This window comes from Actinomadura sp. NPDC047616 (assembly GCF_040642915.1).
Classification (GTDB): Bacteria; Actinomycetota; Actinomycetes; order Streptosporangiales; family Streptosporangiaceae; genus Spirillospora; species Spirillospora miaoliensis.
Map to the genome: position 1 here is coordinate 125,928 of NZ_JBEYTB010000007.1, position 22,444 is coordinate 148,371.

The window sequence follows — 22,444 nt, forward strand, 5'->3', positions numbered from 1 at the left end:
GATCACCCCCGTCACCGCCGGACGCGCGTAGCGTGGTCCCCGCGTGAGCCCGGCCTCGGCCCGAAGGAGCGATGATGCGCACGGCCCCGCCGCCCCGCCTGGAGGAGATCGCCGACCGGATCTACGCCTACCTGCAGCCGGACGGCACCTGGTGCCTGAACAACGCCGCGTTCCTCGTCGGGCCGGACGCGGTGACGCTGGTCGACACGGCCGCCACCGAGCGGCGCGCCCGCGGGCTGCGCGAGGCGATCGCCTCGGTGACCGCGCTGCCGCCGCGCACCGTCGTCAACACCCACCACCACGGCGACCACACCTACGGCAACGGGCTGTTCGCCCGGGACGCGTTGATCATCGGGCACGACGCGTGCCCCGCCGCCATGGCCGAGCAGGGGCTGCTGCTGACCCTGTTGTGGCCGCACGTCGAGTGGGGCGAGGTGGAGGTCACGCCGCCCACGGTGACGTTCCCCGACCGGCTGACCCTGCGGGTGGGCGAGCTGGAGGTCGAGCTGATCTTCGTGGGGCCGGCGCACACCGACAACGACATCGTGGCGTGGGTGCCCGAGCACCGGCTGCTGCTGGCCGGTGACGTGGTGTTCAACGGCGGCACCCCGTTCGTGCTGTGGGGGTCGGTCGCGGGCAGCCTGGCCGCGCTGGACCGGCTGCGGGCGCTCGGCGCCGAGACCGTCCTGCCCGGGCACGGCCCCGTCGGCGGGCCGGAGCTGTTCGACCGCGCCGAGGCGTACCTGCGCTGGGTCCAGGACGTGGCGCGGCACGGCGCCGAGGCCGGGCTGTCGCCGCTGGAGGCCGCCCGCGAGACCGACCTGGGCGAGTTCGCCGGCCTGACCGACTCCGAACGGCTCGTCGGCAACCTGCACCGCGCCTACGCCGAGCGGCGCGGCGAACCGCCCGGCGCCCCCCTGGACACCATGACCGCCATGCTGGAGATGGTGGAGTACAACGGCGGTCAGGCCCCCACCTGCCTGGCCTGACCGGCCGGGCGTCGCCGGGCGCGCCTCCGGTGGGCTCGGGGCCGCGGCGCCTGCCTTAGGGTTACCGGCGTGAGCGAGCGTCCCTACGTGCTGTTGAGCTGCGCGATGTCGGTGGACGGTTACATCGACGACGCGAGCCCGGACCGGCTGCGGCTGTCCACCGCCGCCGACTGGGACCGCGTGGACGCCGTGCGCGCCGGCTGCGACGCCATCATGGTCGGGGCGGGCACCGTGCGGCAGGACGACCCCAGGCTGCTCGTGCGTTCCGAGGCCCGGCGCGAGCAGCGGGTGCGGCGCGGCCTGCCGCCCGACCTGACCAAGGTCACGGTGACAGCCGGCGGCGACCTCGACCCGGACGCCCGGTTCTTCACCACCGGGGAGTCGCCCAAGCTGGTGTACGCGCCGTCCGGCATCGCGCCCGGGCTGGCCGAACGGCTGGCCGGACGCGCCGAGGTCGTCGACGCGGGCGACCCGGTGAGCCTCCCGGCGCTGCTGGGCGACCTGGCGCGGCGCGGCGTGCGGCGGCTGATGGTCGAGGGCGGGGGCGGCGTCCACACCCGTTTCCTGACCGCGGGGCTGGTGGACGAGCTGCAGCTGGTGGTGGCGCCGTTCTTCATCGGCGACCCGGCGGCGCCGCGGTTCGTCGGCGCCGGGGTGTACCCGCAGAGCCCGGCGGCGCCGATGCGGCTGGAGGAGGTCACCCGCATCGGCGACCTGGTGCTGCTGCGCTATCTGGCGGGCGGCGGCCGCTGATGGACGGCGCCGCCCCGCCGGCCGCGCAGCCGCCCGCCACCCGGCGCGGGGACGACCTGCGCTGGCTGGCGCTGGCCTGCGACCTGGCCGCGTTGTGCCCGCCGTCGGCCACGGCGTTCTCGGTCGGCGCGGTGATCGTCGACGCGGACGGCCGGGAGCTGGCCCGGGGCTTCTCCCGGGAGGCCGACCCGCACGCGCACGCCGAGGAGACCGCCCTGGCCAAGCTCGGCGCCGATCCGTGGGCCGGGCCGCCCGCGCCGGTGCGGGCGCGGCTCGCCGGCGCCACCCTCTACAGCTCGCTGGAGCCGTGCGGGCGGCGCCGGTCCCGTCCCCGCACCTGCGCGGACCTGATCCTGGCGGCCGGGATCCCGCGGGTGGTGTTCGCCTGGCGCGAGCCGTCGCTGTTCGTCGAGGGCGAGGGCGGGGAGCTGCTGCGCGCGAAGGGCGTGCGGGTCGTCGAGCTGCCCGAGCTGGCCGGCCGCGCCCGCGAGCCGAACGCCCACCTGCTGCCGTAGCGCCCGCCATGACGCGGGCGTGAGTCGACGGGCGTGAGACCACGGGGGTGAGACGCGAGTCTCATCCGGCTCTTGCCAATCCCGGGGGGCGGCATGCCATGCTGTGACCAAGCAAGCATTCGGTCAACACCCCGCGGAGGTGCGGCGGCATGCGCGAGCACGATCGGCTGTTCATCGACGGCGACTGGGCCGCCCCGGCCGGCACCGGCACCATCGAGGTCGTCTCCCCGCACACCGAGGAGGTGGTCGGGCGCGTGCCCGAGGGCACCGAGGCCGACATCGACGCCGCCGTGGCCGCCGCCCGCCGCGCGTTCGACCACGGGCCCTGGCCGCGCATGACGCCCGCCGAACGCGCCGCGATCCTCGGCCGGCTGGCGGCGATCTACGCCGAGCGGCAGCAGGAGATGGCCGACCTGATCACCGAGGAGATGGGCTCGCCCATCCTGTTCTCGGTGTTCGGGCAGGCCGCCATGGCGCAGATGGTGCTGCAGTACTACGTGAACCTGGCCGACGGGTACGCCTGGGAGGACGAGCGCGCGGGCATGCTCGGCCCGGTCACCGTGACGCGCGAGCCGGTCGGCGTGGTCGCGGCGATCTACCCGTGGAACGTCCCGCAGTTCACGCTGATGCTGAAGCTGGCGCCCGCGCTGCTCGCGGGCTGCACCGTGGTGGCCAAGCCGTCCCCGGAGGCGCCGCTGGACGCCTACGTGCTGGCCGAGTGGATCAAGGAGGCGGGCGTCCCCGAGGGCGTGGTCAACATCGTCCCGGCGGGACGGGAGGTCGGCGCGTACCTGGTCGCGCACCCCGACGTCGACAAGGTGGCGTTCACCGGGTCCACCGCGGCCGGACGGCGGATCGGCGCGGTGTGCGGGGAGAAGCTGCGGCGCGTCACGCTGGAGCTGGGCGGCAAGTCCGCGGCGATCATCCTGGAGGACGCCGACCTGGCCGCCACCGTCGAGGGCCTGAAGATGGCGTCGCTGATGAACAACGGCGAGGCGTGCGCGGCGCAGACCCGCATCCTGGCGCCGCGCAGCCGCTACGACGAGGTCGCCGACGCCCTGGCCGCCATGGTCGGCGGGCTGACCGTGGGCGACCCGGCCGACTACGGCACCGAGATCGGCCCGCTGGTGGCGCGGCGGCAGCAGGACCGGGTGGAGAACTACATCCGGATCGGCCAGGACGAGGGCGCCAAGATCATCACCGGCGGGCTGAACCGGCCGCACGACCGCGGCTGGTACGTGGCGCCCACGGTGTTCGCCGGCGTCCGCAACGACATGCGCATCGCCCAGGAGGAGATCTTCGGCCCGGTGCTGGCGCTGATCCCCTACGAGGACGAGGACGACGCCGTGCGCATCGCCAACGACAGCGCCTACGGCCTGGGCGGCTCGGTGTGGACGGCCGACGTCGACCACGGCGTCGAGGTCGCCCGCCGCATCCGCACGGGAAGCTGCGGCGTCAACCTCTACGTGCTCGACCCCAACACGCCGTTCGGCGGCTTCAAGGACAGCGGCCTGGGACGCGAGCTCGGCCCCGAGGGGCTGGAGGCGTATCTGGAGCACAAGGCCATTCCCCGGCCGTCCTGATTCCGGCGAGCCCGGCCGTCGATTCCACGTTCGGGGGACGGGGGCCGTACCGTAGTGCGCCGTGTCCCCCACCAACGATGCTCCGAGCCTGGACGACGTGCTCGTCGGCGAGGCGGTGCTGGGCGTCTACCGGCAGATGTTCGCCGCGCTGGCGCGTGACAGCGGCGCCGTCGTCGACGACCCCGAGATGGTGGACGTGGCGGAGACGCTCCTGGCCGCGTTCGCCGACGCCGGGGAGGAGGGGCTGAGCCGCGAGCAGATGCGGTACGTGTGCCGCCGCTACCCCACCGAGGTGTTCGAGAACCGGCTGCGCGTGCTCAAGGGCCTGGGCGCGATACGGGAGGTGTTCCCCAAGCCCAACCAGCTTCGCTACCGCGCGTCGTTCACCAGCGTGGTGGGGCTGATGTTCGTCCGGCGGATGATGCTGGACGGCGGCCAGAGCGAGATGCACCGGCTGCTGGCGCTGGAACAGCTCAACGTGGCCGACCCCCGGATGACGGCCGAGCAGGCGCGCGCGGGGGCCGAGGGGCTGGCGCGCGCGTTCCGCCTGTGGAGCGTCGAGCTGGTCACGCTGACCAACGGGACCATCGAGGAACTGCGCGAGCAGGCGCCGAAGCTGTGGGGCACCGAGGAGATCCTGCAGCGGGCCGAGCGGCTGCACGGGGCGATCCTGCGGCGCTGGCCGCAGCTGGACCGCACCTGCACCGACCTGCGCGCCGCCATCTACGCCTACGGGGACGCCTCGCGACGCGCCGCGGCCCGGCTGTCGGATTCCGCGGGCACCACGCGCAACCTCACGCTGCTTCCGCCCGAGACGTGGCGGACGTTCGCGCGCACCGCCTCCCGTGAGGAGCTGGCGGCGGTGCTGGACGGATTCGTGTTCGACGCGCCGGCGCCCTGGCACGAGCCCGCCGCGGTGGTGACGGCCGTGGAGGACGGCCCCCGCACGACCCCGCCCCGTCCGGCGCCGCCCCGTCCGTCCGTGCCGGACCCGGGGCTGTCGGAGGACGCGGCGAGCGACGACGCCGCCGCCGAACGTCTTCGTGTCGTCGCCGAGCAGGTTCTCCGGGGACGCGAGCGGGTCGCCGTGGAGGAGGTGCTCGACCAGGACTGGACGGCCGCACGGCGTCTGCTGGCCGACCTGTCGTCGGCGCACCTGCACCCGGAGCTGCCCTACCGGCTGGTGTGGTCGGACGGGTTGGCGACGCGTCCGGACGGGTCGCCGACGTGGCTGTCCCCCGGCGTGTTCGAAAGGACCGGCCCGTGAACGCGCCCGTGCCCGCGGAGGTGCTCGCCCGGGCGCGGGCGCGTCTGCTGGGCGCGCCCTCGATCGCGGTGTCGGACCCCACTCCGCCGGGGCTGGTGACGGCGGGCGACGGTTCGCGCGTGTGGCTGCTGCCCCCGTGGCCCGACGGCGCCACCCCGGCGCTGCTGGAGGAGTACGACATCGCGCCCATGCCGCTGGACCGTCCCGGCCAGGCGCGCCGTGTGCTGGCCGCCGCGTTGCGGTGCTGCTGGCCCCGCCTGGACGACGCGCCTTGGCCCGGTGAACGCGCCCCCGTCGGCGACGTGCTGGAGGTGTACGTGCGCATGTCGCGGGGCGACGCGGAACTGGCGCGCCGCTGGGCGACCGGTGAGCTGCGCCGCCTGCACGACACCGGGTGGCTGCTGCTGGAGAAGGAGGCCGCGACCGTCCGGCCCGGCCCCCGCGTCGCCCTGTGGCCCGAGGGCTCCCTGGGCTCGTTGCGCGACCTGATCCGCCGTCTCCCCCAGCCGCCCGAGCCCTTGCCCCACGTCGACGAGCAGGCCGCCCCCGCGGGCGAGCCGGGCGAGCCCGTGGAGGATGCGGGTGAGTGAGCTGTTCGAGCCGCTGCTGCGTTCGTACGACGAGAAGCGGCGGGCGGAGTTGGTGGCCGCGTACATGGCGGTGGAGCACGCAGCCGAGCCGGTGCCCGAGGTGCGGTTCCCGGCGTTGCGCGAGCCCGCCCTGCGCCGCACCGTCGAGGAGATGCTCGCCCTGACCGGTCGCACGCTGGTGCGCACGGCCGTCAAGGGCGGCCCGTCGCGCTGGACGTCCGCCTACCGCGACGACGTCGCCGAGGCGCTGGCCGCCGACCCGGCGTGCGTGCCGCCGCCGGACGAACGCGCGGTGCTGACGCTGATCCTCATCCACTCCGTCGCGATCCCCCGCGCGACCGGCCTGCTGCCGGACGACTCGTGGCTGTCGCCGTACCCGACGCCGCTGGAGGAGCTGCGGCGCCGCTCGCAGCTCCCCATCGGCGAGCTGGAGGCCGCCCTGCGCCGCCTGCGCCTGGCGGGCCTGGTGTCGCAGGTGAAGGCGGGATCGGACGAGCAGGGCGGGTTCGTCCCGGGCCCGCAGTTCCACCGGCTCACCGAGGCCGCCCGCCGCCGCCTGCAGGAGGAGCTGATCCTGGCCGCGGGCCCCGACTCGCCGCTGGCCGCCACCATCCGCGCCCGCCGCCACAGCCGCGCCCGCGCCGCCTCACAGCAGGCCGACGCCGCCCGGCAGGCCGGCGCCGCAGAACGAACGCATCAGGGGGAGAACGAATGACGGCCGTCCTCGAACCGTTGGTGCCCGGCCCCGCGCCCGGGGCGGGGGACAACGAGAACGTCGTCGGGGACCGTGTGCTCATCGCCGTGCAGGCGGTGAACATCTCACGGCTGTCCACGCATCCGGTGCCGACCGTGCCGGGCACGCTGATCGTGGTGGCGGGGCAGGGCCCCAAGGACTCCAACGGCGCGGGCAAGTCGTCGTTCATCGCGGCCATCACCGCGCTGCTGGGCGACGAGCAGTGGCGGTTCGCGTCCGGCGCGCGCGCCGTGGCCGAGCTGCTGTTCAACGCCGAGCTGGCGGCGCAGGGCGAGAGCCAGTGGGCCAGCGCCGACCACGGCTACATCATCGGCGTGTTCGACCACGCCGACTCCCCCGAGGAGGACGGCGCGTCGGCGGTCACGGTGTGGCTGCGCGTCAACGCCGACGCCCCGCACCTGGAGATCCGGTGGCGGCGCGGGGTGCACCTGGCGTCGGCCCCGTCGGAGGCCGAGCGGGTGTCCATGGCCGACCGGCTGTGGGCGGGCCTGCCGCGCAGCGCGGGGCGCCGCGACTTCGTCGCCAAGGACCTGACCCGCGTGCTGTACGGCGGGCAGGTGCGGTGCGTGTCGTTCCTGTCCACGTCGGTGCGCTCCAAGGTCGCCACGAACCTGCTGTCGCAGCCGCTCAACGAGATCCCGCCGGAGCGGATCTTCAGCGCGATCGCCGCGCTGACCGGGCTGGACCGGGAGCTGGAGGCCGAGCGGGTGTCGCGGGCCGAGGAGCACCGGGAGCGGGCCAAGGCCGCCGAGGCGGCCGAGCGGCTGGCCGGGTGGGAGCGGGAGGCGGCTGCGCTGCTGAAGACCTTCGACCGCCGTGACAGGGCCCGCGAGCAGGTCGCGGCGGCGGTGCGGGACTGGCGGACGCGGCAGGCGCGGCTGCTGACCGACGCCGTGCGGACCGACGCGGCGCACGCCGCCGAGGTCGAGCGGCTGCACCGGGACGCCGCCGAGGCCGCCGAGGCGATCAAGGCGGCGGAGCGGGAGGTCGAGCAGCTCACCGGCGGCGCGCTGGACGCGCAGCTGGCCGAGGCGGGCGCGGTGCTGGCCGACCTGAAGGGGCAGGCCGACACGCTCGGCGCGGACAAGGCGGTGGCCCGCAACGGGCTGGAGGAGCTGCGCCGCCAGGTGTCGGCGCTGGAGGACCGGCGCCGCGACGCCGACGGCCGCGACGCCGAGGCCGCGCGCCGCGAGCTGGCCGAGGCCGAGGCCCGGCGCGACGAGGCGCAGCAGGAGTTCGGCATGGCCCGGGGCGCGGTGTCGCGGGCCGAACGGCAGCTGGCCGAGGCCGAGGCCGGGGAGAGCAGCGCCCCGGCGCAGATCCGCGCGCTGGCGGCGGCGGGCGTCGCGGCGGTCGGGCTGCTGGACGCGGTGGAGCTGGCCGAGGACGTGCGCGAGCGCTGGGAGGCGGCGCTGTGGCCGTACCGGGAGGCCGTCGTGGTCGGCGCCGGCGACCTGGACGCCGCCATGAAGGCCCTGCGCGACCTGCCCGGCTCGATGATCGTCCCGGCGGACGGCGAACTGGAGGCGGACGCCGACGTCGCCCAGCGCGAGGGCCATCCGCCGGGGGTGCGGTGCGGCCTGCCGCTGGGACGGTTCTTCTCCGCGCTCGACGACGGCGACGGCACGGGCGTGGTGATCGTCGGGGGGTTCCCCGAGCCGGTGACGGGGCGGGTGGCGCGCGTGCAGGCGGCGCGGGCGGCGCTGGAGGCGGCGCGGGCGGCTCTGGAGGCGGCCCGCGAGCGCACCGCGCAGGCCGCGGCGGACGTGGCGCAGGCGCAGCGGCGCCTGGCGGGCGCGCAGGCCGCCGCCGAGCTGGAGCTCGTCCGCGAGAAGATGACCGGGCTGCGCGAGCGCCTGGAGGAGCTGGCGGCCGGTGAGGCGCGGCTGGGGCCGCGGCTGGGCGCGGCCGAGCAGGCGCTGCGCTGCCTGCAGGCCAAGGCCGACACGCGCGCCCTGGAGGTGGACCGGCTGCGCGGCCGCCGCGAGGCGCACGAACGCACCCGCGACCAGATCCGCGCCAAGATCACCGAACTGGAGGGGCGCCGCGCCGCCCTGGGCGTGGCCGAGCTGGAGAAGGAGTGGGGCCAGTCGAGGGAGGCGGCGGCCGAGTGGCTGGACGCCCTCACCGACGACGAGCGGACCTGGACGCCCGACGAGTGGTGGCACACCGCCGAGAAGCACCTGTCGGAGGCGCTGCGCCTGGTGTTCCCCGACGGCGTGTCCGACGAGGACATGCCCGAGGAGATCCGTTTCCTGCTGCGTGAACGCGCCGAGGGCGAGGGCCGCCGCACCGAGCGCGAACGCTCGACGTTCCCCCGCCTCGTCCGGGCTCTGGAGACGTACCTGCGGCAGCAGGAGGACTACGAGCGGCACCAGCGGCGGCAGATCGAGGTGCAGATGGCCGCGCGCCGCGCCGACCTGGACAAGGCGCAGAAGGGCGCCGTGGAGGCGGCGGGCGCGGCCGAGGCGCACCGCACCGCGCTGACCGCCGCGATCCGCACGCGGCTGCAGCGCGTCGCCGAGGAGTTCGAGAAGCTGGACGTCGAGTACGGCGGGTACGGGGCGACGCTGGAGTTCCCCACGCCCGAGCCGCCCGCCGACCCCGAGCAGGAGTGGCGGTGGCGCGTCACGCCCAAGTGGCGGCGTTCGGACGGGCAGCGTTACGTCCCTTACAACCGGCGCGCCAACACCGCGCTGATGGACGAGAAGGCCGTCAAGCTGGTGTGCGCGGCGGCGCTGGCGTCGTCCGGCGGCGGCCGCCTGTGCCTGGTGCTGGACGAGCTGGGCCGCAACCTGGGCAAGGAGCACCGCAAGGAGGCCGTGGCGCTGTTCCGCGAGATCGGCGAGTCGCACGGCATCACGGTGATCGGCGCGTTGCAGGACGACATGGAGCCGTACGCGATCGACGCGTGCGGGCAGTACGTCAAGCTACGCCGCTCGTCCGACACCATGCCGTACAACGAGCCGCCCGTCGTGGTCGGGTACGACCGGCACGAGGCCCGGGTGCGGGCGCTGGCCAAGCACGTCGCCGCGTCCCGTCCGCCCGCCGGTGAGCCCGATGCCGCCCGTGGCGCGGGCACGGCGTCCGAGTGAAGATCGACCAAACTTCCGCCGCGTCCGGCACGTCCAAATCCAGGACCGGGTGAGGCGTGGACAGCGGGACCGGGAGGAGCGGGCGGCCGTGACGCAGTGGCGGGTATCGGGCTTCGACGAGGTGCGCGAGCTGGGACGGGGCGCGCAGGGCCGGGTGGTCCTGGCGCGGCACTCCCGCGCGGGCACCCCCGTGGCGATCAAGTATCTGGCCGCCGACGCCGACGCCCGCGTGCGCGAGCGGTTCCGGGAGGAGGCGCGCATGCTCGGCCGGGTCGACGACCCGCACGTGGCGCGGCTGTACCGGCTGGTCGAGACCGACGACGGCATCGCGATCATCATGGAGGCCGTCGACGGCGTCTCGTTCGAGGAGATCCTGGCGCGGCACGGGGCGCTGGCGCCGGAGGCGGCGCTGACCGCGCTGAAGGGCTCGCTGCTCGGGCTGGCCGCCGCGCACGACGCCGGGGTGGTGCACCGCGACTACAAGCCGGCCAACGTGATCGTCCCGGCGGACGGGCGCAGCAGGCTCGTCGACTTCGGCGTTGCGGTGCTCGCCGGGGAGTCCTCGGCCGCGGGCACGCCGCTGTACATGGCGCCCGAGCAGTGGCGCGGTGAGGGCGCCTCCCCCGCCACCGACGTGTACGCCGCGACGTGCGTGTTCTTCGAGGCGGTGATCGGGCGCCGCCCGTACCCGGCCGAGGACCGGGCCGCGCTGCGGGCACGGCACCTGTCCGCGCCCGTCCCGGTCGAGGAGGTCCCCGGGCCGCTGCGGCCGCTCGTCGCGCGCGGCATGGCCAAGGACCCGGCCGACCGCCCCGCCGGCGCCCGCGCGTTCGTCGCCGAGCTGGACGCGGTGGCGCGCGCGGAGTACGGCCCAGAGTGGGAGGCGCGCGGCTTGCGCGTCCTGGCCGGGGCCGCCGTGGCGCTCGCCGCGCTGTTCCCGCTGGTCGCCGCCGGGCTGGCCCCGGCCGGCGCGGCCGTCGGCACGGCCGGTGCCGCCGGCGCTTCGGCGGCCTCGGCGGCGTCGGCGTCCGGCACGTCGGGTCTGCTGGCCGCGGTGGGCACCAAGACCGCCGTCGCCATCGCCGGGACGGCCGTGGTGGGCGCGGGGGTGGGCGGGGTCGGCGTCTACAAGGCGGTCGGCTCGGAGCCCGAGAAGCGTCCCGCCGCCGTGCGAAGCGCCGCGCCGACGCGGACGCTGACGCTCGGCGCGCTGCGCGTCAAGGCGCCGGTGGCCTGGAAGGCGCACCGTTACAACACCGAGGGCGCCAGCTACAAGGTCGAACTGCCGAACTCGTCCTGCACGCCGCTGAGCACCGCAAAGGATCCCGTGATGGTGGGGCGGGAGAACGAGTGCCCGGGGTTCGAGGTGCTCGACGAGTACGGCATGGGCTGGAAGCGCGAACGCGACGCCAGCTCCTATGTCCCCGGCCGGCCGTACATCCCGTCCAACGATCCCGGCCACGTGTGCCCGCCCGCGCAGAAGAAGTACGCGATGGCCGTGCCCGCGGGCCGGAAGCAGCGGGTCGCGGCGAAGGTCGGAACGCGGGACGCCCAGCACGAGGAGTGGCGCTTCGAATGCATGGGCAACGACCTCAACGGCCACACCGGCGTCTTCTTCACGCAGCGGTTGTGGTACATCCCGCAGGCGAAGGTCCTCATTCTCGACGAGTGGGGGATGCCCGGCCTGGACCAGGTGCTGCGGGACGCGACCTGGCTCTGAGATGCCGGTAGGCGAGCACGGCCAGGAACAGCAGGGTCGCGGTCACTCCGAGCGTCCAGACGATCTCGCCGCCCGAGCGCTGGTCGTCGAGCGGGGAGACGCCCCAGGGCCGTCCCAGGCGGGTGAACCAGCCCGCGGCGAACGCGTCGTCGGAGTCCGTGAGGCGCAGCGCGAAGCCGGCGTGGAAGGGAAGGGACGCCGCCAGGAGCGCCATTCCGCGCAGGCCCCGTCCAGGACTCGCCACGGCCCGCAGGTAGCAGTACCCGGCCGCCAGGAACACCGCCATGGCCAGCGAGTGGATCGCGTGGTTGCGCAGTGAGGACTCGAACAGCGACGTGAAATAGAAGCCGTAGAGGGTCGCGACGAACAGCGCCGGCGCCACGACGGGATGCGCGAGCAGCCGCACGCCCCGGCTGTGCGCCGCCGCGGCGAGCAGGTCCCGGGGCCGCCCCTCGGGAAGCGCGCGCAGCGCCAGGGCGACGGGCGCGCCGAGCCACAGCATGACCGGCGCCAGCAGGGTCACCACCAGGTGCTGCACCAGGTGCGCGCTGAACAGCACCATGCTGTACCGGGCCAGCCCGCTGGACGTCGCGACCAGCACGATCGTCAGCCCCGCGTACCACGCGACGACGCGCGTCAACGGCCAGGCGCCGCCGCGTCCGCGCAACCGCACGACCGCGACCCCGTACAGGACGCCGCCGAGGACGACCAGCGCGCCGAACAGCGGGTCGGCCCACCAGTCCAGGGCGTAGGCGGACACGCTCGGCGGCCCGGGCAGCGGGAAGCCGAGCCGCAGCTCCACCGGATCGAGCGTGTCGCTGGCCGGTTCCGGCGGCGGCGTCCGCGACAGCCCGGTGGCCAGCGCCATGGCGGCGGCCATGACGGTGATCTCGACGGCGCCGACGCACAGGAACGTCCCCGTGTCGCGCCGCGACCGCAGCCGCGGGATGCTCGCCCGCCGATGCCACCAGCCGAACCCGGCCAACGCCGCCAGCACGGCGATCTTGGCGGCGACCAGCGTGCCGTACCGGGAGCCCACGTCGAAGCCGCCCAGCCGGACCCACGCGTTGACCGCGCCGCTCACCGCGACCGCCGCGAAGCACACCAGCGCGACGGCGCTGTAGCGGGCGACGGCCTCGGCCGCGTGCTCCCCGTCCCACCGCGCCGCCACGGCGAGCGCGACCAGCCCGCCCGCCCACACGGCCGCGCCGAGGATGTGCGCGGCCAGGCTGTAGACGGCCAGGGCGTGGAACGAGGCGTCCGCCGCGTGCCCGGTGAAGATCGGCGGCAGCAGCCCGGCCAGCGCCAGGACCAGCGGGTATCCGGCGGCCTGCGGCGTGCGGGCCAGGGGCGCGGTGACCGCGACGGTGGCGGCGGCCACCGCGACGGCGGCCAGGGCCCGTCCCTGCGGCAGGTCCAGCAGGAACGTGGTGAGCAGGTTCCCCGTGACGTGCCCGGCCGGGACGCCGAACAGGTCGCCCACCGAGAACGCGACCGCGGCGAGGGTGGCCAGCGTCCAGGCCAGCGCGCTCAGCGACGCCGCCCGCAGGCACCGCTCCAGGTGACCGGACGCGGCGGGCAGCAGCACGGCGGCGAGCAGCAGCCATCCCACGGTGAGCGTCCCGGCGGCGTTCATCGCCAGCTCCGACAGGGCCAGGGCGCCCTTGGTGAACGCCCCCGCCTGGGTCAGCCCGGGCGCGGCCTGCTCGCTCATCGAGCCGCCGAACCGGACGACGACCGCCAGCACCACCAGCGCCGCCGCGACGGCGCCGAGCCCGGCCTGCGCGGGCCCGACCGCCGCCGGCCCCGGCGACGCCATCAGGACGGCCCGCCCGTCTCCGTGGGAATGCGCGCTGTTCACACCTTCCCTGTACGGCGCCGCGGCCCGCCCCGTTCAACCGAGCCTTTCCGGGGCGGGCCGGGCCGTCAGCCGTGCCGCTCTAGGGGGCGCCCTTGTCCATCCCCCCGGGTCGGTCGGTGAGCTCCTCGGCGACGGAGCGGGACGTCGACTCCAGCTCGTGCGCGAGTTGCCGGAGTTCGGCGCCGCCCGCCATGAGGGCGGTGAGATCCTCCCGGGTGATCTCGTCCTTGGTGTGGTAGGCGATGCCGCGGCCCCGGTTGAGGATCAGGAAGCGGTCCCCGACCGGGTAGGCGTGGTGCGGGTTGTGGGTGATGAACACCACGCCGAGGCCGCGTTCGCGGGCCTGGACGATGTAGCGCAGCACGACCCCGGCCTGCTTGACGCCCAGCGCCGCGGTCGGCTCGTCCAGCACCAGCACCTTGGCGCCGAAGTACACGGCGCGGGCGATCGCCACGCACTGCCGTTCGCCGCCCGACAGCGTGCCGATCGGCTGGTCGACGTCGCGCAGGTCGATGCCCATGCGCATCAGCTCGTCCTTGGTGGTGCGGCGCATGAAGTCCACGTCGAGCACGCCGAGCGCCCTGCGCCGCTCCGAGCCGAGGAAGAAGTTGCGCCAGACCGGCATCAGCGGCACGACCGCCAGGTCCTGGTAGACGGTGGCGATGCCGCGGTCGAGCGCGTCGCGGGGCGAGGCGAACGCCACCGGCTCGCCCTGGACCTCGTAGGTCCCGGTGTCGTGCCGGTGCAGCCCCGCGATGATCTTGATGAGGGTGGACTTGCCCGCCCCGTTGTCGCCGAGCACGCAGGCGACCTCCCCGGCGTGCACCTCCAGGGACACCTCGCGCAGCGCGATGATGTTGCCGTAGTTCTTGCCGACGCCGTCCAGCCGCACCAGCGGCACCCGTTCGCTCATCGCGCCCGCTCCACCCTGCGCCGGACCACCAGGTTGACCACGGTGGCCACCAGCAGCATCGCGCCGAGGAAGAACTTGAACCAGTCGGGGTTCCACTCGGCGTACACGATGCCCTTGTTGGTCATGCCGAAGATGAACGCGCCGATGGCGGCGCCGACCGCCGAGCCGTACCCGCCGGTCAGCAGGCAGCCGCCGATCACCGCGCAGATGATGTAGAAGAACTCGTTGCCCACGCCCTCCCCCGACTGCACGGTGGCGAACGCGAACACCAGGTGCATGCCCGACAGCCAGGCGCAGAACGCCACGCCCATGAACAGCCCGATCCTGGTGCGGTCGACCGGGACGCCGACCGCTCGGGCGCTGGCCGGGGCACCGCCCACCGCGAAGATCCAGTTGCCGATCCGGGTGCGCAGCAGGATCCAGGTGGCGACGGCGACCAGCAGCAGCCACCAGAACACGGTGATGTTGACGTTGATCCCGGCGATGTCGACGTCCGAGGCGAACACCGCGCGCGCCGAGGAGAAGCCGTCCATGTCGCGCACCGAGTCGCTGGCCACGTTGCCGGTGACCGCCTTGGTGACGCCCAGGTTGCCCCCGGCCAGCATGAAGAACGTCGCCAGCGTGATGATGAAGCTGGGCAGCCCGGTCCTGACGTACAGCAGGCCGTTGAGGAACCCGAGCGCGAGGGTGACGACGAGGGACAGCGCCACGCCCACCCACAGGTTGAGCGTGAGCTGGTAGCTGACCAGCGCGGCCACCAGCGCGGAGGTCGTCACCATCACCCCGGCGGACAGGTCGAACTCGCCGCCGATCATCAGCAGCGACACCCCGACCGCCATGATCCCGAACGTCGACCCCGCGTACAGGACGGTGGAGAAGGAGTCGGCCCGCAGGAACGCGTCGGCCACCAGGGAGAAGAACACGAACACCGCCACGGCGCCGAGCAGCGCCCCCAGCTCGGGACGCGCCAGCAGGCGGCGCGCCCACGACCGCCGCGCCAGCCGTTCGTCGGCCGCCGGCGCGGGCGGCCCCGCCACCGCGTGCCCCGTCAACGCGTCCCCCGGTCGGCGTACGCCTCGATCCGCGCCGCGGCGTCCCTGGTGACGATGGCGGGCCCGGTCAGCACGGGGCGTCCGCCGCCGAGCACGTTGCCGTTGGTGCGGTACAGCCACACCTGGTCGACGGCCTCGTAACCCTGCAGGTAGGGCTGCTGGTCGACGGCGAACTGCACCGACCCCGCCTTCATCAGCCCGACCAGGTCCTTGTTGAGGTCGAACGTGGCGACCTTGGCCGGCGAGCCGCTCTCCTTGACCGAGTCGACGGCGGTCGCGGCGACCGCGGCGTTGAGCGTCAGCACGCCGTCGATGCCGTCGTCGGCCTGCAGCTTGGCGGTGATGGACGACTTGACCTGCGGCATGTTGGTGCCCTGGACGAACAGGTCCTGCATCTGCCCGCCGAAGGTCTTCTTGGCCCCGGCGCAGCGGTCCTCCAGCCCGACGTTGCCCTGCTCGTGGATCACGCACAGGGCCTTCTTCGCGCCGATCCTGGCCAGCTCGCGCCCGGCGGCCTCGCCCGCGATCGTCTCGTCCTGCCCGAAGTGGGCGATCGCGCCGTACCGGGCGGACACGTCCGCCCCGGAGTTGATGGACACCACCGGGATCCTGGCGGCGACGGCCCGCGCCACCACGTCCCGGAGCGCGTCCGGCTTGGCGAAGGTGACGATGATCCCGTCCACCTTCTTGTCGATCGCCGACTGGACGAGCTGGGCCTGCTTGCCGCCGTCCGGGTCGGCCGAGTAGAGGAACTTGGCGTTGTGCTTGGCGGCGGCCGCCTGCGCGCCCTTCTGCACGATGTCCCAGAAGGCGTCGCCCGGGCCGGAGTGGGTGATCATCGCGATGGTGAGCGGCGGCCCGCCCGCGGTGGCCTTCTCCTCGGCCTTCTTGCCGCCCGACTCACTGCACGCCCCCAGCGCCAGTGATGCCGCGGCGCCCAGGGCCACCAGGGCCATGCTCCGTGTGCGCTTCATCGGCGGTCTCCGTTCTCCCCGAGAGGGTGGGTGGGTTGCCCGTGCCGGCGTCCTCCAGACTCCGGATGATCGCGCAGATGTCAACGTTCCCGCGTCGCGGCGGCCGGTACACTCCCGTGCCGCAGGCGCGGCGGCGGCCCCGTCCCCGCCCCGGTCCGCTACCTCATCGCCGCACCTCCGCCACGTCCACGATCCGGTTCTCCCGCCGGGCCAGGTCGCACGCCTCGGCCAGGTAGAGCGCCTCCAGCGCCTCCTCGGGCGGGCAGGGGTTGCCGTGCCGGCCCGCGACGAGGCCGACGAAGGCGCGCAGTTCGGCGTCGTAGGCGTCGGCGAAGCGGTCCAGGAAGCCGGTGTAGGGGCGCCGGGGGGACGCGCCGTCGGGCAGCCCGGTGACGGGGGTGCGCTCGTCCAGGCCGGCCACGACGCTGTCCTTGGAGCCGAACAGCTCCAGCCGCACGTCGTAGCCCGCGGCGTTGTAACGGGTGGCGGCCAGCAGGCACAGCGTCCCGTCGTCGAGGGTCAGCAGCGCGGCGCCGGTGTCGACGTCGCCGTGGCGGCGGAAGACCTCCTCGCCCCTGTTCGCGCCGACGGCGGCCACCCGGACGACCTCCCGGCCGGTGACGTACCGGATCGAGTCCAGGTCGTGGATGGCGCAGTCGCGGAACAGGCCGCCGGAGCCCGGCACGTAGGACGGCGGCGGCGGGGCGGGGTCGAAGCTGCAGGAGCGGACGGTGTGCAGCCAGCCGAGCCGCCCGCTGGCGACGGCCTCGCGCGCGGCGACGTACCCGGCGTCGAAGCGGCGCTGGAAGCCGACCTGCACGGGAACGCCCGCGGCGGCCGCGGAGCGCACTGCCTGGAACGTTCCATCAAGATCCGGGGCGAGGGGCTTCTCGCAGAACACCGGTACCCCGGCCGCCACGCCGCGGGCGACCAGGGCCGCGTGGGCCTCGGTGGCCGCGGCGACCACCAGGCCGTCCAGGCCGGCCTCGAACAGCTCCCGCACCGAGTCGGCGGCCCGCACTCCCAGGCCGGCGGCCAGGTCCCGCGCGCGTCCCGCGTCGGCGTCGGCCACCACCAGCGAGTCGACCTCGGGCATCTCCCGCAGCGCGGCGGCGTGGCGCGCCCCGATGCGCCCCGCGCCGGCAAGTCCGATCCTCATGCGTTCTCCCGGTCGGCGGTTGGGTGGGCCCCGAGTGTGCTGGAGCGTTCCACGAGCGTCAACGCCCCGGACTTCTCGCCGCGGCGTATAAAGGTGTCCGAAACGAGACCACCGTCGGGCTAGCAAGCGCTAGGTTGTCAGCATGCGGGTCCTCGTCACCGGCGCGTCCGGGTTCGTCGGCTCCCACACCGTGCGCGCGCTGCTGGCCGCGGGCCACCGCCCGCGCGCGCTCGTGCGCGACCCGGGACGCGCCGCCAAGGTCCTGGCGGCGTTGGACGTGCCGGCCGAACGCGTCGAACTGGTCCCCGGCGACATGCTCGACGACACCTCGGTCGCCGAGGCGCTGGACGGCTGCGACGCCGCCGTCCACGCGGCCGCCGCGGTCGGCGTCACCGGCCCGCCGGCCGGCCTGGTCGACGTCAACGTGACCGGCACCCGCAACATCGTCGGCGGTGCCGTCGCGCGCGGCCTGGACCCGGTGGTGTACGTGTCGACCGTCGCGGTGTTCGTCCCGCCCTCCGGCCCCGTCATCACGGCCGACGGCCCGCTGGCCGCTCCCCGCACCGACTACGGCCGCTCGAAGGTCGCCGCCGAACGCTACGTCCGCGAGCTGCAGGACGCGGGCGCGCCCGTCACCATCGTCTACCCGGGCGGAGTGTGCGGCCCGCACCAGCCCAGGCTGGACTCGCTCATGGAGGGCCTGGCCGGCGCGCTCGGCAAGCTGTGGCCGATACCGCCCGGCGGCGTGTCCGTGCTCGACGTGCGCGACCTGGCCAGGGTCCTGACCCGCGCCGTCGTGCCCGGCCAGGGCCCGCGCCGCTGGATGCTCGGCGGCCACTACCTCACCTGGCCGCAGCTGGCCGACCTGTGCGACGACCTCACCGGCGTGCGCTGCCGCCGCCTGCCCGTGCCGGCCGGCGTCATGCTCGGCCTCGGGGGCGCGCTGGACGCGGCCAAGCGCGTACGCCCCTTCGACTACCCGCTGACCAGGGACGCCGCCGAGTTCATGGTCACGCTCGTGCCGACCGACGACCGTCCCGCCCTCGACGCCCTCGGCCTCACCCTCCGCCCGCCCCGCGAGACGGTCGCCGACGCGCTGGCCTGGCTGGCCGGCTCCGGCCACCTGCCCGCCCGCCGGGCCGGGCGGCTCGCCCCCAGAAAGGATCAGCCGATGCCGGGTCTGACCCGCCGCACCGTCCAGCGCGTCTCGGGCTCCCCCTGGTTCGCCAAGGTCGGCCCCAAGATCGTCCCGCCGCTGGACAAAGCGCTGCACCGGCTGACCGGCGGCCGGTTCCTGCTCGGCCAGGCCATCGTGCCCAGCCTGGTGCTGACCACCACCGGCGCGGTGTCCGGCCTCCCCCGCCGGGCGCCGCTGGCCTGCATGCCCGAACCGGACGGCTCCTGGATCGTCGTCGGCTCCAACTTCGGCCGCGAGAAGCACCCCTCCTGGAGCGGCAACCTCCTGAAGAACCCCGACGCCGAGGTCAGCTACCGCGGCCGCACCGTCCCCGTCACCGCGCACCTGCTCGACGACGCCGAACGCGCCGAGATCTGGCCCCGCCTGCTGAAGACCTGGCCCGTCTACGCCCGCTACGCCGACCGCGTCACCCGGCAGCTGCGCGTCTTCCGGCTCACCCCCCGCGCGTAGCGCGACGCCCGCGCCGGACGCTTTCCGGCGCGGGCGTCGGCGGAGCCGTCGTCACGCGGCGACGGCGGTGCCGTTGGTGGCGGGTTCCAGGGCCAGTTCCAGGACCTCGCGGACGTCGCTGACGGCGAACACCGTCAGCTTCTCCAGCACCTCGGCCGGGACGTCCTCCAGGTCCGGCTCGTTGCGCTTCGGGACGATGGCCGTGGTGATGCCCTGCCGGTGGGCCGCCAGCAGCTTCTGCTTCAGGCCGCCGATGGGCAGCACCCGTCCGGTCAGCGACACCTCACCGGTCATCGCCACGTCAGCCCGCACCGGACGGCCCGACAGCAGCGACGCCAGGGCGGTGGTCATCGTGATGCCCGCGCTCGGCCCGTCCTTCGGGATCGCGCCGGCGGGCACGTGAATGTGCACGCCGCGGTCCTTCAGGTCGCCGACCGGCAGCTCCAGCTCGGCGCCGCGCGAGCGCAGGTAGCTGAGGGCGATCCGCGCCGACTCCTTCATCACCTCGCCCAGCTGGCCGGTCAGTGTCACGCCGGTGTCGCCGGTCTCCGGGTCGGCCAGCGACGCCTCGATGTAGAGCACGTCGCCGCCGGTGCCGGTGACCGCCAGCCCGGTGGCCACGCCGGGCACCGCGGTGCGCCGCTCGGAGCGGCTCAGCTCCACCTCGGGGGTGTGCCGGGGCCGTCCCAGGTACTGCTTCAGGTCGTCCGCGCCCACCGTGACCGGCAGCGTCTCGCGGCCCAGCGCCACGTTCGCGGCGACCTTGCGGAGCACCCGGGCGATCGAGCGGTCCAGCGACCGCACGCCCGCCTCCCGGGTGTACTCGGTCGCCAGCCGCCGCAGCGCCGCGTCGTCGAAGGCCACCTCGGACGCCTCCAGCCCGGCCTTGTCCAGCTGCCTGGGCAGCAGGTGGTCGCGGGCGATGGTCACCTTCTCGTGCTCGGTGTAGCCGTCGAGCCGCACCAGCTCCATGCGGTCCAGCAGCGGCCCGGGGATGGCCTCCACGACGTTGGCGGTGGCCAGGAACAGCACGTCGCTCAGGTCGAGTTCGACCTCCAGGTAGTGGTCGCGGAAGGTGTGGTTCTGCTCGGGATCCAGCACCTCCAGCAGCGCCGCGGTCGGGTCGCCCCGGTAGTCGGCGCCGACCTTGTCGACCTCGTCCAGCAGCACCACCGGGTTCATCGAACCCGCCTCGCGGATGGCGCGCACGATGCGGCCCGGCAGCGCGCCGACGTAGGTGCGCCGGTGCCCGCGGATCTCCGCCTCGTCGCGCACGCCGCCCAGCGCCACCCGCACGAACTTGCGCCCCATGGCCCGCGCGACCGACTCGCCCAGCGAGGTCTTGCCGACCCCGGGCGGGCCGGTCAGCGCCAGCACCGCGCCGCTGCGCCGCCCGCCGACGACGCCGAGGCCGCGGTCGGCGCGCCGCTTGCGCACCGCCAGGTACTCGACGATGCGCTCCTTGACGTCGTCCAGGCCCGCGTGGTCCTCGTCCAGGACTGCGCGGGCGCCCGCGATGTCGTAGGCGTCCTCGGTGCGGGTGTTCCACGGGATGTCCAGCACCGTGTCCAGCCAGGTGCGGATCCAGCCGCCCTCCGGGGAGGCGTCGGACGCCCGCTCCAGCTTGTCGACCTCCTTCAGCGCGGCCTCCCGCACCTTCTCCGGCAGGTCGGCGGCCTCGATGCGGGCGCGGTAGTCGTCCTCCTCGCCCGCGGGCTCGCCGTTCAGCTCGGCCAGCTCCTTGCGGATGGCCTCCAGCTGCTGCCGCAGCAGGAACTCGCGCTGCGTCTTCTCCATGCCCTCCTGGACGTCCTTGCGGATCGTCTCCGCCACGTCCAGCTCGGCCAGGTGGTCGCGCGCCCAGCCGATGACCAGGGTGAGCCGCTCCACCACGTCGGTGGTCTCCAGCAGCTCGATCTTCTGCTCCTGCGACAGGTACGGCGCGTACCCGGCGTTGTCGGCCAGCGCCGACGGGTCGTCGATCCGCTGCACCACGTCCACGACCTGCCAGGCGCCCCGCTTCTGCAGGATCGCGCTCACCAGGCCCTTGTACTCCTTGGCCAGCTCCTGCGCGCGCCCGTTGGCGGGCGGCTCCTCGATCCGGGTGCCCTCGACCCACAGCGCCGCGCCCGGACCGGTCGTCCCGGTGCCGATGCGCACCCGCGCCACACCGCGCACCACCGCGCCCGGCCCGCCGTCCGGCAGCCGTCCCTCCTGCTCCACCACGCCCAGCGTCCCGACCGCCGCGTACCGCCCCTCCAGCCGGGGCACCAGCAGCACCCGCGGCTTGGGCGCCGACCGTATCCCCGGCCCCGTCGTCCGCGCCGCGGCCCGCGCCGCCTCGACCGCCGCCCGCACCTCGTTCTCGGACAGGTCGAGGGGGACGACCATGCCGGGCAGAACGGCCCCGTCGTCCAGGGGCAGCACCGGCAGCGTCAGGGTCTCGCTCATGCTCCGCTCCAAGTCCATATCAGCGTCGGCCCCCGTCCCCCGGGAACCGCCCTGCGGGACCCAACAAGGTTGAGTCACTCTCACTCAAGAAAACGGAGCAAGATTTTGTTTCCTCTGCAACGTTCGCTCTCAGCGATCACCGTCCTGCCGCCCCGTCCGGGCGCCCCCTGGGGCCTGGGCTGCGCGGGTGGCACGGGCGCCCAGGGCGCGCAGATACGCCACCAGCTCTGGCGGCTCGTGCACCTCGAACTCGCAGCCGAGCATGAGCAGGCGTGACGCGGTCCACTCCAGGGTGTCGGCCGGTCCACGCAGGCGGCAACTGCGGTCGTCGATCGGTTCGATGTCTCCGGCGGCGGCGCCGAGCCGGCGCTCCACCTGCCCGGCCGGAAGCCGCAGAGCCGCCACCACCTCGTACGTGGGCGCGAGCGAGTACAGCTTGCCGGTGACGAACGCGGCCGCGTCCTGTTCGGGCTGTACGCGGGCGGGGACCCGTATTCCGGTCGCCTGCGGATCGCTGATCCGGTCGGCGCGAAAGATCCGCCAGTCGTCGCGGTCGTTGTCATAGGCCAGCAGGTACCACCGGCGCCCGGCCGCCACCAGGCGGTACGGCTCGGTCAGGCGCCTGGTGTCGGAGCCGTCGCCGGACCGGTAGGCGAAACGCAGCCGTTCACGGTTGGCGGCGGCCCCGGCGATCACCACCAGGTTCCGCGGGTCGACGGGCGGCTCGCTTCCGGTGAGCATGGAGACGGTCGCGGCGGCGAGCGCGCCGACCCGGTGCCGCAGCCGGGACGGCAGTACCTGCTCCAGCTTGGCCAGAGCCCGTACGGACGCCTCCTCGATGCCGTCCACCGGATGCGAGGCCGCGGTGCGCAGGCCGACGGCGATGGCCACCGCCTCCTCATCGTCCAGCAACAGAGGAGGCATGGCCGTGCCCGCGGCGAGCCGGTAGCCGCCCACGGCACCCATCGTCGCCTCCACCGGATATCCCAGCTCGCGCAGGCGATCGATATCGCGGCGGACGGTCCGGGGGCTGACCCCCAGACGCTCGGCCAGCTCGCTCCCAGGCCACTCACGGGGAGTCTGCAGCAGAACGAATTCAAGTCCCACGAGTTCAACGCGT

General features: G+C 74.6%; 17 protein-coding genes. 10 read left to right on the top strand and 7 right to left on the bottom strand.

What is annotated here, in order from left to right; genetic code table 11:
* The first annotated feature begins 71 nt into the window (after window positions 1-71).
* From ABZ801_RS18405 to ABZ801_RS18445, 9 genes are all read left to right on the top strand, one after another.
* Window positions 72-989, top strand: coding sequence for an MBL fold metallo-hydrolase (locus ABZ801_RS18405; RefSeq protein WP_360699059.1), 918 nt, complete (start codon window positions 72-74; stop codon window positions 987-989).
* 69 nt (window positions 990-1,058) lie between these two features.
* Entirely contained in the window at window positions 1,059-1,742 is a 684-nt protein-coding gene (locus ABZ801_RS18410; RefSeq protein WP_344956448.1) for a dihydrofolate reductase family protein, read from the top strand.
* Window positions 1,742-2,257, top strand: a complete 516-nt coding sequence (locus tag ABZ801_RS18415; protein ID WP_360699061.1) for a dCMP deaminase — start codon at window positions 1,742-1,744, stop codon at window positions 2,255-2,257. Before ABZ801_RS18410 ends, ABZ801_RS18415 begins: the two co-directional genes overlap by 1 nt.
* A gap of 149 nt (window positions 2,258-2,406) precedes the next feature.
* Window positions 2,407-3,840, top strand: coding sequence for an aldehyde dehydrogenase (locus ABZ801_RS18420; RefSeq protein WP_360699063.1), 1,434 nt, complete (start codon window positions 2,407-2,409; stop codon window positions 3,838-3,840).
* A gap of 61 nt (window positions 3,841-3,901) precedes the next feature.
* On the top strand, window positions 3,902-5,107 hold the full coding sequence (locus ABZ801_RS18425) for a hypothetical protein (RefSeq protein WP_360699065.1): 1,206 nt from the start codon (window positions 3,902-3,904) through the stop codon (window positions 5,105-5,107).
* Entirely contained in the window at window positions 5,104-5,697 is a 594-nt protein-coding gene (locus ABZ801_RS18430) for a hypothetical protein (RefSeq protein WP_360699067.1), read from the top strand. Before ABZ801_RS18425 ends, ABZ801_RS18430 begins: the two co-directional genes overlap by 4 nt.
* Window positions 5,690-6,412, top strand: a complete 723-nt coding sequence (locus ABZ801_RS18435) for a hypothetical protein (protein WP_344956439.1) — start codon at window positions 5,690-5,692, stop codon at window positions 6,410-6,412. Before ABZ801_RS18430 ends, ABZ801_RS18435 begins: the two co-directional genes overlap by 8 nt.
* The gene (locus ABZ801_RS18440) at window positions 6,409-9,546 is read left to right on the top strand and encodes a chromosome partitioning protein ParA (protein ID WP_360699070.1); all 3,138 of its coding nucleotides are present in this window, start codon (window positions 6,409-6,411) and stop codon (window positions 9,544-9,546) included. The genes ABZ801_RS18435 and ABZ801_RS18440 overlap by 4 nt, the downstream gene beginning before the upstream one ends.
* A gap of 49 nt (window positions 9,547-9,595) precedes the next feature.
* Entirely contained in the window at window positions 9,596-11,266 is a 1,671-nt protein-coding gene (locus ABZ801_RS18445) for a serine/threonine-protein kinase (RefSeq protein ID WP_360699072.1), read from the top strand.
* On the opposite strand, the gene ABZ801_RS18450 is transcribed toward ABZ801_RS18445, so the two are convergent.
* From ABZ801_RS18450 to ABZ801_RS18470, 5 genes are all read right to left on the bottom strand, one after another.
* Window positions 11,202-13,127, bottom strand: coding sequence for a cytochrome c oxidase assembly protein (locus tag ABZ801_RS18450; protein ID WP_360699074.1), 1,926 nt, complete (start codon window positions 13,125-13,127; stop codon window positions 11,202-11,204). The two genes, ABZ801_RS18445 and ABZ801_RS18450, sit on opposite strands and share 65 nt — an antisense overlap.
* Before the next feature lie 79 nt (window positions 13,128-13,206).
* Complete coding sequence (locus ABZ801_RS18455; RefSeq protein ID WP_360699076.1) at window positions 13,207-14,040, bottom strand: ATP-binding cassette domain-containing protein; 834 nt, start codon at window positions 14,038-14,040, stop codon at window positions 13,207-13,209.
* Entirely contained in the window at window positions 14,037-15,092 is a 1,056-nt protein-coding gene (locus ABZ801_RS18460) for an ABC transporter permease (protein WP_360699078.1), read from the bottom strand. Before ABZ801_RS18460 ends, ABZ801_RS18455 begins: the two co-directional genes overlap by 4 nt.
* Window positions 15,089-16,066 carry a substrate-binding domain-containing protein gene (locus ABZ801_RS18465; RefSeq protein ID WP_360699080.1) on the bottom strand — a complete coding sequence of 326 codons (978 nt, stop codon included), beginning with the start codon at window positions 16,064-16,066 and terminating at the stop codon, window positions 15,089-15,091. Before ABZ801_RS18465 ends, ABZ801_RS18460 begins: the two co-directional genes overlap by 4 nt.
* 163 nt (window positions 16,067-16,229) lie before the next feature.
* The gene (locus ABZ801_RS18470) at window positions 16,230-17,225 is read right to left on the bottom strand and encodes a Gfo/Idh/MocA family oxidoreductase (protein ID WP_360699082.1); all 996 of its coding nucleotides are present in this window, start codon (window positions 17,223-17,225) and stop codon (window positions 16,230-16,232) included.
* 142 nt (window positions 17,226-17,367) lie between these two features.
* Between ABZ801_RS18470 and ABZ801_RS18475 the strand changes: the two genes are divergently transcribed.
* Window positions 17,368-18,873, top strand: coding sequence for a nitroreductase/quinone reductase family protein (locus tag ABZ801_RS18475; protein ID WP_360699084.1), 1,506 nt, complete (start codon window positions 17,368-17,370; stop codon window positions 18,871-18,873).
* Window positions 18,874-18,924: 51 nt separating this feature from the next.
* On the opposite strand, the gene lon is transcribed toward ABZ801_RS18475, so the two are convergent.
* Window positions 18,925-21,324: an endopeptidase La gene (lon, locus tag ABZ801_RS18480; RefSeq protein ID WP_344956420.1), complete on the bottom strand. Its 2,400-nt coding sequence runs from the start codon at window positions 21,322-21,324 to the stop codon at window positions 18,925-18,927.
* A 129-nt stretch (window positions 21,325-21,453) separates the two neighbouring features.
* A complete protein-coding gene (locus ABZ801_RS18485; RefSeq protein WP_360699086.1) occupies window positions 21,454-22,431 on the bottom strand; it encodes a YafY family protein in 978 nt (325 codons plus the stop codon).
* Between the last annotated feature and the right edge of the window lie 13 nt (window positions 22,432-22,444).

Excerpts from the sequence above, each read along its gene's own strand:
- ABZ801_RS18405 (WP_360699059.1), top strand. The coding sequence starts at position 72 with ATGATGCGCACGGCCCCGCCGCCCCGCCTGGAGGAGATCGCCGACCGG.
- ABZ801_RS18415 (WP_360699061.1), top strand. The coding sequence starts at position 1,742 with ATGGACGGCGCCGCCCCGCCGGCCGCGCAGCCGCCCGCCACCCGGCGC.
- ABZ801_RS18420 (WP_360699063.1), top strand. The coding sequence starts at position 2,407 with ATGCGCGAGCACGATCGGCTGTTCATCGACGGCGACTGGGCCGCCCCG.
- ABZ801_RS18440 (WP_360699070.1), top strand. The coding sequence starts at position 6,409 with ATGACGGCCGTCCTCGAACCGTTGGTGCCCGGCCCCGCGCCCGGGGCG.
- ABZ801_RS18455 (WP_360699076.1), bottom strand. The coding sequence starts at position 14,040 with ATGAGCGAACGGGTGCCGCTGGTGCGGCTGGACGGCGTCGGCAAGAAC.
- ABZ801_RS18465 (WP_360699080.1), bottom strand. The coding sequence starts at position 16,066 with ATGAAGCGCACACGGAGCATGGCCCTGGTGGCCCTGGGCGCCGCGGCA.
- ABZ801_RS18470 (WP_360699082.1), bottom strand. The coding sequence starts at position 17,225 with ATGAGGATCGGACTTGCCGGCGCGGGGCGCATCGGGGCGCGCCACGCC.
- ABZ801_RS18475 (WP_360699084.1), top strand. The coding sequence starts at position 17,368 with ATGCGGGTCCTCGTCACCGGCGCGTCCGGGTTCGTCGGCTCCCACACC.
- lon (WP_344956420.1), bottom strand. The coding sequence starts at position 21,324 with ATGAGCGAGACCCTGACGCTGCCGGTGCTGCCCCTGGACGACGGGGCC.